14 protein-coding genes are annotated in these 12,781 nt (G+C 70.9%); 4 read left to right on the forward strand and 10 right to left on the reverse strand.

Annotated elements, in window-relative coordinates; genetic code table 11:
* Nucleotides 1–62 precede the first annotated feature (62 nt).
* From ACFPLC_RS13100 to ACFPLC_RS13125, 6 genes are read right to left on the reverse strand one after another with little or no spacing between them, the layout of a single operon-like run.
* Nucleotides 63–800, reverse strand: coding sequence for an SDR family oxidoreductase (locus tag ACFPLC_RS13100; RefSeq protein ID WP_378203721.1), 738 nt, complete (start codon nucleotides 798–800; stop codon nucleotides 63–65).
* Nucleotides 800–1,435: a nucleoside/nucleotide kinase family protein gene (locus ACFPLC_RS13105; RefSeq protein ID WP_043787338.1), complete on the reverse strand. Its 636-nt coding sequence runs from the start codon at nucleotides 1,433–1,435 to the stop codon at nucleotides 800–802. Before ACFPLC_RS13105 ends, ACFPLC_RS13100 begins: the two co-directional genes overlap by 1 nt.
* Entirely contained in the window at nucleotides 1,432–2,265 is an 834-nt protein-coding gene (locus tag ACFPLC_RS13110) for a PfkB family carbohydrate kinase (protein ID WP_378203717.1), read from the reverse strand. Before ACFPLC_RS13110 ends, ACFPLC_RS13105 begins: the two co-directional genes overlap by 4 nt.
* Nucleotides 2,262–3,068, reverse strand: a complete 807-nt coding sequence (locus tag ACFPLC_RS13115; protein ID WP_378203714.1) for an ATP-binding cassette domain-containing protein — start codon at nucleotides 3,066–3,068, stop codon at nucleotides 2,262–2,264. Before ACFPLC_RS13115 ends, ACFPLC_RS13110 begins: the two co-directional genes overlap by 4 nt.
* Nucleotides 3,065–4,054, reverse strand: a complete 990-nt coding sequence (locus ACFPLC_RS13120; RefSeq protein WP_378203711.1) for an ABC transporter permease — start codon at nucleotides 4,052–4,054, stop codon at nucleotides 3,065–3,067. The genes ACFPLC_RS13115 and ACFPLC_RS13120 overlap by 4 nt, the downstream gene beginning before the upstream one ends.
* A complete protein-coding gene (locus tag ACFPLC_RS13125; protein ID WP_378203708.1) occupies nucleotides 4,051–5,067 on the reverse strand; it encodes a substrate-binding domain-containing protein in 1,017 nt (338 codons plus the stop codon). Before ACFPLC_RS13125 ends, ACFPLC_RS13120 begins: the two co-directional genes overlap by 4 nt.
* Before the next feature lie 107 nt (nucleotides 5,068–5,174).
* Between ACFPLC_RS13125 and ACFPLC_RS13130 the strand changes: the two genes are divergently transcribed.
* Together ACFPLC_RS13130 and ACFPLC_RS13135 are read left to right on the forward strand one after the other, a co-directional pair.
* Nucleotides 5,175–6,212 (forward strand): LacI family DNA-binding transcriptional regulator, encoded by a 1,038-nt coding sequence (locus tag ACFPLC_RS13130; protein WP_378203705.1) that lies wholly within the window; start codon nucleotides 5,175–5,177, stop codon nucleotides 6,210–6,212.
* A 69-nt stretch (nucleotides 6,213–6,281) separates the two neighbouring features.
* On the forward strand, nucleotides 6,282–7,148 hold the full coding sequence (locus ACFPLC_RS13135; protein WP_378203702.1) for a LacI family DNA-binding transcriptional regulator: 867 nt from the start codon (nucleotides 6,282–6,284) through the stop codon (nucleotides 7,146–7,148).
* Nucleotides 7,149–7,201: 53 nt separating this feature from the next.
* Here ACFPLC_RS13135 and ACFPLC_RS13140 read toward each other — a convergent pair whose 3' ends face one another.
* Nucleotides 7,202–8,191 (reverse strand): glycoside hydrolase family 76 protein, encoded by a 990-nt coding sequence (locus ACFPLC_RS13140; protein WP_378203699.1) that lies wholly within the window; start codon nucleotides 8,189–8,191, stop codon nucleotides 7,202–7,204.
* Between the two features lie 51 nt (nucleotides 8,192–8,242).
* On the opposite strand from ACFPLC_RS13140, the gene ACFPLC_RS13145 reads away from it, so the two are divergent.
* Nucleotides 8,243–10,378: a molybdopterin-dependent oxidoreductase gene (locus ACFPLC_RS13145; RefSeq protein ID WP_378203696.1), complete on the forward strand. Its 2,136-nt coding sequence runs from the start codon at nucleotides 8,243–8,245 to the stop codon at nucleotides 10,376–10,378.
* A gap of 67 nt (nucleotides 10,379–10,445) precedes the next feature.
* Nucleotides 10,446–11,414: a cellulase family glycosylhydrolase gene (locus ACFPLC_RS13150; protein WP_378203694.1), complete on the forward strand. Its 969-nt coding sequence runs from the start codon at nucleotides 10,446–10,448 to the stop codon at nucleotides 11,412–11,414.
* A gap of 3 nt (nucleotides 11,415–11,417) precedes the next feature.
* On the opposite strand, the gene ACFPLC_RS13155 is transcribed toward ACFPLC_RS13150, so the two are convergent.
* The 3 genes from ACFPLC_RS13155 to ACFPLC_RS13165 form a co-directional block, all read right to left on the reverse strand.
* The gene (locus ACFPLC_RS13155; protein WP_378203691.1) at nucleotides 11,418–12,068 is read right to left on the reverse strand and encodes a TrmH family RNA methyltransferase; all 651 of its coding nucleotides are present in this window, start codon (nucleotides 12,066–12,068) and stop codon (nucleotides 11,418–11,420) included.
* 14 nt (nucleotides 12,069–12,082) lie between these two features.
* The gene (locus tag ACFPLC_RS13160) at nucleotides 12,083–12,472 is read right to left on the reverse strand and encodes a DUF2784 domain-containing protein (protein ID WP_378203688.1); all 390 of its coding nucleotides are present in this window, start codon (nucleotides 12,470–12,472) and stop codon (nucleotides 12,083–12,085) included.
* Between the two features lie 109 nt (nucleotides 12,473–12,581).
* Complete coding sequence (locus tag ACFPLC_RS13165; RefSeq protein ID WP_378203685.1) at nucleotides 12,582–12,758, reverse strand: hypothetical protein; 177 nt, start codon at nucleotides 12,756–12,758, stop codon at nucleotides 12,582–12,584.
* Nucleotides 12,759–12,781 lie beyond the last annotated feature (23 nt).

Genomic DNA, 12,781 nt, shown 5'->3' on the forward strand with positions numbered 1-12,781 from the left:
CCTTTCGCGCGGTTCCGGGAACGCTCACCACACGAAAGCCGGGAAATGCCGGTTCACAAGGATCAGCGGCCGCCGCCGACGTCGAGGAGTGCGCCCGTCGTGAACGACGACGCGCTCGACAGCAGGAACAACACCGCCTCGGCGATCTCCGTCGGCTGACCGGGCCGGCCCAGCGGAATCTGCGGCGCGTACCTCGCCATCCGGTCCGGCATGCCCGCGGCCGCGTGCAGGCCCGTGTCGATCATGCCGGGCCGGACCGCGTTGACGCGGATGCCGTCCGCCGCGACTTCCTGGGCGAGCCCGAAGGTCAGCGTGTCCACGGCCGCCTTCGACGCCGCGTAGTGCACCCACTCGCCGGCCGAGCCGGTGCGCGCGGCCGTCGAGGAGATGTTGACGATCGCGCCGCCGTCGCCGCCGTGGCGGGTGGACATCCGGCGGACCGCCTCGCGGCAGCAGAGGAACACCCCGGTGACGTTGACGTCGAGGGTGCGCCGGACGACGTCGACCTCGTAGTCCTCGAGCCGCCCCGGGGTGTTGCCGACGATCGCCGCGTTGTTGACCAGGCCGGTGACGGGCCCCAGCTCGGCCGCCGCGTCGAACAGGGCGCGGACGTCGTCCTCGTCGGAGACGTCCGCGCGGAACGCCAGCGCCCGCCGGCCCGCCGCCCGCACCTGCTCGGCCACGGCTTCGGCGGGTGCGGGGTCACCCGAGTAGTTGACGACGACGTCGTGACCCCGGGCGGCGGCCAGGGTGCAGATCGCCGCGCCGATTCCCCGGCTGCCGCCGGTGACGATGAGCATCAGATCGCGAAGTTGGCCAGCGGCAGGTTCTCCAGCACCAGGTCGGCGCGGTCGCGCGTCTGCGAGATGAGGTCGGCGTTGCGCTGGTCCGAGCCGAGGGCGCGCTGCCGGGCCTCGACCAGCGAACGGCCGTAGCGGCGGTGGCGCGACACGAGCCGCTCGATGCGCTCGGGCTCGTCCGGGGCGAGGAACCAGGCCTCGGTGAGCAGCGGCCGGATCGCGCTCCACGGGTCGTCCGGGAGCAGCAGGTAGTTGCCCTCGGTGATCACCAGCTGGACCTCCGGCGGGACCGCGACGGCCCCCGCGATGGGCTCCTCGATCTCGCGGCGGAACTCCGGCGCGTACACGGTTTCGCGGCCTTCGGCGAGGCGGCGGATCAGGTGGTAGTAGCCCGCGGCGTCGAACGTGTCCGGGGCGCCCTTGCGCTCGGTGCGGCCCAGCCGGCGCAGCTCGACCTGGGCGAGGTGGAAGCCGTCCATGCCGACCACCGCCGCGCGCGAGCCGAGCGCGTTGGCCAGCGCCCAGGCGAGCGTGGTCTTGCCGGACGCGGGCGCGCCCACGATCCCGAGCACGTTGCGCTGCCCGCGCACGGTCAGCCCCTCGGCCCTGGCCAGCAGGTCGTCGAACGCCGTCATGTCCTGTTCCTTCCTGCGATCGCGGTCGTCCACGACCGCGGTCCCACATGCCGCACCCGTTCGGCGGCCACCTCGTTGGCGAAGCGGATCCGGTCCGTCACCGTCCGTTCGCGGGCCACGGCCACGGCGAGCGCGCCGTGCCAGACGTCGCCCGCCCCTAGTGTGTCCCGCGCTTCCACCGCGGGCACAGGCACCTCACCCGAGCCGCCGTCCGCAGTGGACCAGCGCACCGGGCCGGGCCCCGCCGTGGTGATCACGGTGGGGACACCGCGCTCGTGCAGGCCGGGTCCCGGCGCGCTGAAGTGCGCGGAACACGCGGCGATGTCCACCAGGGGCAGCAGCTCGTCGAGCACGGGCTTCCAGCTCCCGGCGTCGAGCACCACCGGCGCCTCCGCTCCCCTCGCGACCCCCAACGCCAGTTCCGGATAATGCCCGTCCAGCAAAATGACATCGGCTGCCAAAAGTGGAACTTTCCCTATGAAAGTGGCGTCCGCGGCGTTGCGGGAGACGACGGTGCGCTCGCCGTCGCGGGTGCGGACGGTGGCCGCGCTGACCGGTGGTGGGTCGGTGCGGTCGGGGGCCAGGTCGATGAGGCGGACGCCGTTGGCTTCCAGGTCGGCGCGGGCGAGGGCCGCCAGCGGGTGGGCACCGAGGACGGTCAGCAGGGTCGCTTCGGCGCCGAGCGCGGCCGCCGTCGCCGCGGCGTTCGTCGCGGGCCCACCCGCGGCGACGTCCACCTGCAGCGACTGCACCTTCTCGCCCGGCGCCGGCAGCTCCTCGACCCGCTGCACGACGTCCACCGTGCACAAGCCCGCCAGCAGCACCTTCATTTCAACCCGGCCACGTGGGTCGCCCCGGCTTCTTCGACTTCGCCGTTCTCGTTGAGCCGCAACGCGCCCGTGAGCAGGCCGACGACCTGGTTCATCGAGTGTGTCTTCGGCGAGACGAGCGCGACGCGCTTGCCGAGGCGGTGCACGTGGATGCGGTCGGCGATGTCGAACACGTGCGGCATGTTGTGGCTGATCAGCACCACCGGCAGGCCGCGGTCGCGGATCCGGCCGATCAGGTCGAGCACCTTGCCGGACTCGGCGACACCCAAAGCGGCGGTCGGCTCGTCCATGATCACGGCCTTGGTGCCGAACGCGGCCGCGCGCGCCACCGCGACGCCCTGGCGCTGGCCGCCGGAGAGCGTCTCGACGGGCTGGCTGATCGACTTGATGTTGATGCCCAGCTCGTCGAGGATCCGCTGCGCCTCGGCCCGCATGGTGCCGGTGTCGAGCTTGCGGAACAGCCCGAGCGGCCCCTTGAGCCGCTTTTCCCGGCCCAGGAACATGTTCGACGCGATGTCGAGCGCGGGCGCGACGGCGAGGTCCTGGTAGACCGTCTCGATCCCGTAGTGCCGAGCGTCCAAAGGGGACTTGAAGTGGACGGTCTTGCCGTCCACTTTGATCTCGCCTTCGTCCGGGATCACCGCGCCGGACAGGGCTTTGATGAGCGACGACTTCCCGGCCCCGTTGTCGCCGACCACGGCGAGCACTTCGCCGGGCAGCAGGTCGAAGTCGGCGCCGTCGATGGCGGTCACCCGGCCGTAGCGCTTGACCAGGCCGCGGGCCTGGAGGATCGGTTCGGTCATGACTGCTGCTGCCTCCTCGCGATCCGGTCCACCACGACGGCGGCGATGAGCAGGGCGCCGGTGGCGAGGTCCTGGTAGTTGCCGTCGACGTTCATCTGCGTCAGCCCGGACCGCAGCACCGCCACGACCAGCGCACCCATCAGCGTCCCGAGCACCGAACCCCGGCCGCCGAAGAGGCTCGTGCCGCCGAGGACGACGGCGGTGATCGAGTCGAGGTTGCCGAGCTGGAACTGGTTCGGGTCGGCGTTCGGCGTCCGGCCGAGCGCCTGCCAGGCGGCGATGCCGAAGGTCAGGCCGGCCACGATGTACACCGAGAGCACCGTGCGGTTGACCTTGATCCCGGACAGCCGCGCGGACTCCGGCGCGTTGCCGACCGCGTAGACGTGCTTGCCCCACGCGGTTTTCGTCAGCGCGTACCAGATGCCGAGGTACATCAGCAGCGCGAGCGTCATGCCGTAGGTGATCGGGATGCCGCCGAAGAGGTAGCGCTTGGTGCCGAGCCACTGCAGCAGCCCGTCGGTGACCGGCACGGCCTGACCGCCGGCGATCAGCTTCGACACCGCGGTCAGCATGGTGAACGTGCCGAGCGTGATGATGAACGCCGGCAGCTTGATCCGCGTCGCGAGCCCGCCGATGAAGATGCCGACGAGGACCGTCAGCACCACCCCGGCGAGCAGCGCGACGAAGCCGTTCGTGCCCGCCGCGGCGAGTTTCGCCATGATCAGCGTCGCGACGACCATCGAGGCCGCGTTGGACAGGTCGATGCCCGCGATGAGGATGACGAGCGTCTGGCCCAGCGCGAGCGTTCCGACGACCAGCGACTGCTGGACCACCGTGGACAGGTTGTCGAGGTCGAAGAACGTGTCCGTGGCCAGCGAGAACACCACGATCGCGACGACCAGCGCCAGCGCCGGGCCGACCGCGGGCGCGCGGAGCAGGAAGTCGCCGAGCGATTCACGGTCCTTCGTTGCCACTGCCGTCGTCATTTCGAACCTCCCCAGCAGTTCTGCAGGCCCCAGGCGGAGTCGTGGCTCTCGATGCCGGGCAGGGGCTTGTCGGTGATCACAGCCGATCCGGTGTTCACGAACCCGGACGGCTTCTTGCCGGTCTTGGCGTATTCGACGGCGGCGAGCACGCCCTGCTCGGCCATCTTCTTCGGGAACTGCATGACGGTGGCGGCGAACTGGCCGTTCTTGACGTTCTGAACGCCCTCGCAGCCGCCGTCGATCGAGCCCATGACGATCTGGTTCGTCAGCCCGCGGGCCTTGAGCGCCGCGTACGCGCCGCGGCCCATCGGTTCGTTCATCGAGTAGACGGCGTTGATGTCGGTGCTGCGCTGCAGCAGGTTCTCCATGCCCTGCTGGGCGAGGCTCTGGTCGCCGTTGGCCGCGGTGTGGCCCTTGATCTCCGGCGAGCCGTCGGTGAGCCCGATGCCCTTGAGGAAGCCGCCGTGCCGCTGGGTGTCGACCGTGCTGCCGGCGGTCCCGTCGACCATCAGCAGCTTGGGCGGAACACCGTTGAGCGCGGCCTTGACGTAGGCGCCCTGCTGCTCGCCGGCCGCGAAGTTGTCGGTGGCGAAGGTGGCGTCGACGGCGTCGGCCGGCTCGGTCGCGGTGTCGAGGGCGATGACCAGGACCCCGGCGTCGCGGGCGTCCTTGATCGCCTTGAGCACGCCGGTCGACGAGCTGGGCGTGATGAGGATGGTGTTCGCGCCCTGCTGGCGGAGGTTCTCGATGGCGCGGACCTGGCCGTCGTTGTCGCCGTCGAACTGGCCGGCGAGCGCGCTGAAGTCGGCGCCGTTGGCCTGCGCGGCCGCTCTCGCGGCATTGCGGAGTTCCACGAAGTAGGGGTTGGTGTCGGTCTTGGTGACCAGGCCGACCTTGGCTTTGCCGCTTCCGCCCGTGTTGGTGTTGCCACCCCAGTGGCGCTCGACCGTGCACCCGGTCGTCGCGGCGAGGACGGCGGCCAGCGTGAGCGCGGTGAGACTTCGCTGTCTCATGGTTTCCCAGCCTTTGTTCGTGTCGAGGCTTGCCGATGGTCGGGAAGGTAGACAGACTGCTCTCGGCGCGCAAGCGTTTGCGCAAACGCTTGCCGGAAAGGATCGGGATGCCCTCATCGAAGTCTTCGCGACCGACTCAGCGGGACATCGCCGAGCTCGCGGGCGTCTCGATCACGACCGTCTCGCACGTGGTGAACGGGACGCGCGCGGTCGCCGAGGACACCAAGGCGGCGGTGCTGCGGGCGATCGAGGCGACCGGCTACACCGGCGACGCGATCGCGCGTTCGCTGGTCACCGGGGGCACCCGGTCGATCGGGATGGCGATCTCGCTGGTCGCCAACCCGTACTTCGCGACGCTGATGCAGGCCATCGAGCGGGAGGCGTCGCTGCACGGCTACACCGTCCTGCTGGCGGACACGCACGACGCGGTGGAAACGGAGCGTGACACCGTGCGGGCGCTGCGCTCCCGCCGCGTCGACGGCCTGCTCATCACCCCGGCGCCCGGCGACGGCCCGGTGATCGGCGAGCTGGTGTCCCTCGACGTCCCGACCGTGCTGATCGACCGCCTGTCCACCCGCACCGACGTCGACCAGGTCGGGTCGGAGAACATCCAGGCGACGTCGGCGCTGACCGCGCACCTCGCGACGCTCGGGCACCGGCGGATCGGGATGATCAGCGGCGTGCCCGGGCTGTCGACCAGCGAGGAGCGCGTGCTCGGCTACCGGCTCGGGCTCGGCCGGTCCGGGCTGACCTGGTCGTCGGACCTCGTGGCCTGCGGGAACTCCTCGCGCGAGGGCGGCGCGCTGGCGTTGAGCACGCTGCTGGCGCTGCCCGAGCCGCCGACGGCGCTGGTCGTCGGCAACGACAGCATGATGGTCGGGGTGCTGCACGAGGCCCGGCGGCGCGGGCTGCGGATCGGGCGTGACCTGCCGGTGGTGGTTTACGACGACGTCGAGTGGGCGGACCTGGTCGATCCGCCGCTGACGACGATGGCGCAGCCGATCGAGGAGATCGGCCGCCAGGCGGTGCGGCTGCTGCTGGCCCGGATCAACGACCCGGCGCGCAAGGCCGAAACGGTCCGGCTGGCACCCACCCTGCGTCACCGTGAGTCGTGCGGCTGCCCACCGGTTCACTCACTTCAGTGAATCTGGGTTCCTGACACCTCCGTACGGCCGTTCAGCGGATACGTTGCCGCTGAGCGTCTGCGAGGGCTTATGACCGCACTTTCGCCGGACCTCCGGTTGTGGGACCCCCCGGTCACCTACCGGATCGGCGTCGCGATGGGGGTTTCCGCGAACCCGTACTCGGGTGAACTGCTGCGCGCGATCCGGGCGGCCGCGGCGCAGGCGGGCTGCGACGTCGTCCTGGCCGACACCGGCGACACCGGCAGCGATGAGGCCGAGGTGGTGCGCGGGCTGCGGGCAGACCTGGTGGACGGCGTCCTGCTGGTCCCCTCGCCGGGCGCCGAACCGGTGATCAACGGCCTGGTCCGGATGGGTGTGCCGACGGTGCTGGTGGACCGGGTGGCCGCGCGCAACGACGTCGACCAAGTGGGCACGGAGAACGTGCACGCGGTGGCGTCGCTGGTCCGCCACCTGACCGAGCGGCGGCACCGCAAGATCGGCCTGATCTCGGGCGACGAGAGCCTGGAGGTCAGCCGCGAGCGCGTCCGCGGCTACCGGCTGGGCCTGGAGCAGGCGGGCCTGCGGTTCAACCGCGAACTGGTGGAGTGCGGTTTCTCGAACCCGGGCGGCGCCACCCGCGCCACGGCGAAGCTTCTGGACGGCTGGCCGTCCCCGACGGCGCTGGTGGTGGCGGACGAGTCGATGCTGGTGGGCGTCCAGTACGAGGCCCACCGCCGGGGCATCCGCATCGGCTCCGAGCTGGCGGTGGTGGGCTACGGCGACATGGACTGGGCGCGGCGGGTGAGCCCGGCGGTGACCACGCTGGTCCAGCCGATCGCGGACCTGGGCCGCCGGGCGGTCCAGCTGCTGATGTCGCGCATGGCGGACCCCGACCGGCCCCCGGAGTCGGTCTGGCTGACCCCGAAATTCCTCCACGGCGCTTCCTGCGGGTGCTGATCTCTGCCGCGGCCCTCGTGAGTGAGAAACAGTGTTAGAACACTGTTTCTCACTCACGACAGGGTGGCTGCGGCTTCCAGGAGCATCCAGCCGCCCACCTGGACCGACATGTCCCTTTCGGGCGCGTCCTCCGGGAGGGGCCACGGGGCCGGACGGGCCCACTCCGCGCTGAACACCAGGCCGGTGGCCGCGCCTGACCAGCACGCCTCCGCTGACGTCAGCACCAGCGACCGGGCCGTCGCCGCCTCCGGGCCCGGCAGCGCACGCGCCGCCAAGGCCAGGTAGCGGGCCAGGATCGCCGCGAACAGGCCGCCGTCGCCGCCGCCTTGTCCGCGGATCACTCCTCCGGGAGCGAGGTGCTCCGCCACCGCACGCACAGTCCGCGCAGCATCGTCCACTAGGGACAACTCGAGGCAAGCCCCGAGGTAGACCCCTTGGCAGTACGTGAAAATATGCTTCACCAGTTCGCCCGTGTCGGCCCGGATCCCGTCCCAGACCAAACCGGACGCCGGATCGACCAAAGTGGACGTCAGCCACGCAGTCATCTCGCGAGCCTGGGAGAGATTCCCCGATCGGGCGTGGAAGATCGCCGCCGGACCGTTGGCCGGGGCGTTCTTGAAGTCGTCGCCGCGGCGCCACCAGATTCCGCCGCCCGCGGCCGACGTCCAGCCCGACAGGAGCTGCGTGTCGATCGCGGCCAGCGCCGGGCCGACGTCGATCCCCAACGCGGAAACCCGTTGCAGCGCAAGGCCGAGCCACGCGATGTCGTCGTAGTAATCGTTGGTCCACTTGCCGAAGTTGCGCAACCGCACCGAACGCACGAAGGACCGGATCAAGGCGAACCGACCGGAAGAAGGAGCACGCAGCTGGGCGTCGACCAGCGTGTCCAGCAGGTGCGCCTGCCACCAGTAGTTCCAGTGCCAGTGCAGCCGCTGGTCCACCGCGGCCGGCCAGCGGCTGCGGCCCAGGACCGTGCCGGGCAGCGCCCACACCCGGCGCAGGTGGCGCGAAGTCACCGCGTGTTCCGCGGCCGAGACGTCCATGACGCAATCGTGCCTTGCCCATCCACATACCGCTCGGTATGTTCGGTGGTCATGACGACGGCCCACGTCACCTGCCCGCTGTGCGAAGCCACCTGCGGTCTCGAAGTGACGCTCGACGCGAACCAGCAGGTCACGCGCGTCCGAGGTGACGAGCAGGACGTCTTCTCGCGCGGGTACATCTGCCCCAAGGGCGCGTCGCTCGGCGCGCTGCACCACGACCCCGACCGGCTGACCGCCCCGCTGCTCAAGCGCGACGGCGAGTTCGTCGAGGTCAGCTGGCAGGAGGCCTACGACGAGATCGCCCGCCGCCTCCCGCCGATCATCGAGCAGCACGGCCGGGACGCCGTCGCCGTCTACGCCGGCAACCCCGGCGTGCACAACATCGCGCTGACGCTCTACGGCCGCGTGCTCTACAAAGCCTTGGGCACCAAGAACTTTTACAGCGCCACCTCCGTCGACCAGCTGCCGAAGCACTTCTCCGCCGGCACGATGTTCGGCGACCCGCTCGCCATCCCCGTCCCCGACCTGGACCGGACGCGGCACCTGCTGATCCTCGGCGCCAACCCGCTCGTCTCCAACGGCAGCCTGATGACCGCGCCGGACATCCGCGGGCGGCTGCGCGGAATCCGCGACCGCAGCGGCAAGATCGTCGTCGTCGACCCGCGCCGCACGCGCACCGCCCAGTTCGCCGACGAGCACCACGCCATCCGGCCCGGCACCGACGCACTGCTGCTGTTCGCGCTGGTCAACGTCCTGTTCGCGGAAGAACTCGTCGCGCCGGGGCGCCTGGCAGAACACCTCAACGGCCTCGACGACGTCCGCGAGCTGGCCCAGCCGTTCACCCCGGAAGCCGTCGCGCCGCTCACCGGCATCGGCGCCGGCGAGATCCGCCGGATGGCCCGGGAGCTGACCTCGGACAACGCCGTGGTCTACGGCCGGATCGGCACCACCACCCAGGCCTTCGGCACCATCGCGAGCTGGCTGGTCGACGTCCTCAACGTGCTCACCGGCCACCTCGACACCCCGGGCGGCGCGATGTTCCCGCTGGCCGCGTGCCAGCCCACCGGGAACCGGCGGCCGTTCGCCGTCGGGCGCTGGCGCAGCCGCGTGCGCGGCCTGCCCGAGGTCGTCGGCGAACTGCCGGTCGCGACCCTCGCCGACGAGATCGAAACCCCGGGAGAGGGCCAGGTCCGCGCGCTGATCACGGTCAGCGGCAACCCGTGCCTGAGCACGCCGAACGCCGGACGGCTGGCCGCGGCCCTGGACAGCCTCGACTTCATGATCTCCGTCGACGTCTACCTCAACGAGACGTCCCGCCACGCCGACGTCATCCTGCCCGGCCCGTCGCCGCTCGAGCGCCCGCACTTCGACCTGGCCTTCTACCAGCTCTCCATCCGCAACGTCGCCAACTGGACCCCCGCGACGCTCCCCTCGACGCTGCCCCAGGAATGGGAGACCATGCTCCGGCTCACCGGCATCGTCGCCGGTCAGGGCCCGGAGGCCGACGTCGCGGCGCTGGACGACTTCGTCGCCGCCGACGTCGCCCGCCGCGCGGGCCTGGAGGTCACCCACGACCGGACCGGGCCCGCGCGCCTGGTCGACCTGATGTTGCGCGCCGGGCCGTACGACGTCACGCTCGCCGACCTCGAGGCCGCGCCGCACGGGGTGGACTTCGGGCCGCTGAAGCCGCGGATTCCGGAGGTGCTGTGCACCGCGTCCGGGCGCATCGAGCTGGCCCCCGGGCCGATCGTCGCGGACGTCCCGCGGCTGCGGGAAGAACTCGCGAAGACGGCGGACGACGGGCTCGTGCTGATCGGGCGGCGGCACCTGAGCTCGAACAACTCGTGGATGCACAACCTGGCCCCGCTGGTCCGCGGCGGCAACCGGTGCACGGTGCAGGTCCACCCCGCCGACGCGACGCGCCTCGGCCTCACCGACGGCGGCCTCGCCTCGGTCACCTCCCGCGCCGGAAAACTGCAGGTCCCGGTCGAGGTCACCGACGAGGTGCGGCCGGGCGTGGTGAGCATCCCGCACGGCTGGGGCCACGACGTCGACGGCGCCCGGACCCGCGTGGCGCGGGCGAACCCGGGGGTCAACTCGAACCTGGTCGCCGACGAAACGCTGCTGGACGTTCCGTCCGGAACGTCGGTGCTGAACGGAATCCCGGTCGAGGTCGCACCCGTCTGACCCTTGACGTCCGGCGGGCCGTCGAGGATTCTCGACCCGGCATGTTTACGTGAACATCGGAGTTCGCATGGCCCGCCTTCGTCACTGCCTGCTCGCCCTCCTGCTCGTCCCCCTCTTCGCCGTCCCGCACGAAGCCGCGGCCGCGACCAACGCCTTCCGCGGCGTCAACTGGGCCGACGCCCGCGACAACTACGTGGACGGCTGGGTGATCCCGACCGGCCTCACCGCCGGGGACAGCTACGACAGCGTCCGCGGCAAGGCCGACGGCATCATCACCGGCTTCCAGCAGAAGCTGGGCACGAACACCGTCCGGCTGCCGATCAACCCGCAGAGCGTCAACTCGGACTGGTGGGGGCGGTACAAGGGGGCCGCCGACTCGGCCCTGTCCCACGGCATGAAAGTCGTCTTCGGCTACTGGGAAGCGAACAAGGACGGGTTCGTCGACGACACGAACGCCTGGAACACCATGTGGGACAAGGTCACCGCCGACTACGGCGGCAACGGCAACGTGTACTTCGAGCCGATGAACGAACCCTTCGGCTACAGCCTCAACGACTGGGTGTCCCTCTGCTCGACCTGGCTTTCCCGGCACTCGAACATCTCGCGCGGCCGGGTGCTGATCAGCGGCACCGGCTACAACGACAACGTCACCGGAGTCGGCGCGGCGAGCGCGTTGAACGGCACGCTGCTGTCGCTGCACTTCTACGGCTTCTGGGCTTCGGACACGACCCGCTCGGCCTGGACGGCGAACCTGAGCAACCGGCTCGGGTCGTACTCCTCCCGCACGATCATCGACGAGGCCGGTGCCCCGATGACGACCGGCCTGGACTACTCCGCCGGCCACCAGGACGGCAACAACTTCACCGCGTACTTCGCCGCCACCACCGACCTGGCGCGCTCCCGGCAGATGGGCGTCGTCTACTGGCCCGGCCTGCGGTCCGGCGACACGTACTCGATCACGCGGCAAAGCGGCAGCGGCCTGGAGACCAACAACGCGTCGGGCGTGGTCCAGCTGCGCTGGGGCTGGGGCCTGTAGGCGTCACCACGCGCGGCCGAGATCGGCGTGCTGCCGGATCCAGGCGTGCATGACAATCCCGGCCGCGACCCCGGCGTTGATCGAGCGGGTCGTGCCGAACTGCGCGATCGACACCACCAGCGACGCGGCTTCCTGCGCCTCCGCGGAAAGCCCGGGCCCTTCCTGGCCGAACAGCAGCACGCAGTCGCGCGGGATCTCGGCCGTCTCGACCGGCTGCGAGCCCGGCGTGTTGTCCACCGCGACGACGGCGAGGCCGTGCCCGGCCGCGAAGGCGACCAGGCCGCCGACGTCGTCGTGGTGGCGCAGGTGCTGGTAGCGGTCGGTCACCATGGCCCCGCGCCGGTTCCATCGGCGGCGGCCGACGATGTGCACCTCGGCCGCGGCGAAGGCGTTGGCCGTGCGGACGACGGTGCCGATGTTGTGGTCGTGCTGGAAGTTCTCGATCGCGACGTGGAACGGGTGCCGTCGGCTGTCCACATCGGACACGATGGCCTCGCGGCGCCAGTAGCGGTAGGCGTCGACGACGTTGCGGCGGTCGCCCTCGCGCAGGAGCTCGGGGTCGTACCGCTCGTCCGCCGGCCACTCACCCGGCCACGGGCCGACGCCGACCTCTTCGCGGCTCACCCACTCGGTGGGTCCGGGTGTTGTGTTCACCCGGTGATTCTCGCTCAGCCCAGGTGGACGGGACGCACGTGGGTTTCCTCGTCGTGGCGGTGGCGCCAGCGGTGGTAGACGCCGACGTAGGAGTAGGCGACCACCGCGATCGCGCCGATGCCGATCGCCGGCAGCCACGACTGCGGGAAGACCGTGCCGTAGAGGTAGTAGGCGTTGAAGCCGCCGGGCAGGTCGCCGAGGCCCTGCTGGTGCCGGAAGTAGTTCTCCAGCGCGGTGAACGGGCACGCCACCGGCGCCACGTTGACCAGGATGCCCCAGGCCAGTCCGAGCATGTGGATGAAGATCAGCTTCGGCCAGCGCCAGGCGACGAAGCCACCCAAACCGATGAGCAGCAGCGCCAGTATGTGCACCACGACGGTCACGTCGGCCAGGAACTTCGCCATCGCACCCCCTCCACCAATCCCCCTACCAGCGACTTTACTCCGCCGACCGGAGTTGTCCCCTCCTCAGAGTGCCCATCCGCGTGATGTTCAACCCAGCAGAGCAACCCGTTCACCGGGGCGGTGACGGAGGGGTTACGCCGGGTGGGAATTCCGGCGGCCGCTTGCCGGGGTACTGCGTCGGTTCCTCGTGCGGGTACTGGTCCGGCGCGCCGTCCGGCTTCTTCCGGTTCGGGTCGCGGGGGCGCTGGGGTTCCGGCGGCTCGCCGGGCTTCGACGGCTCGTCCATGCGCTCGACGGTACGCCCGGGCC

Origin of the sequence: Amycolatopsis plumensis, from assembly GCF_042652605.1 — a bacterium.
Lineage (GTDB): Bacteria > Actinomycetota > Actinomycetes > Mycobacteriales > Pseudonocardiaceae > Amycolatopsis > Amycolatopsis plumensis.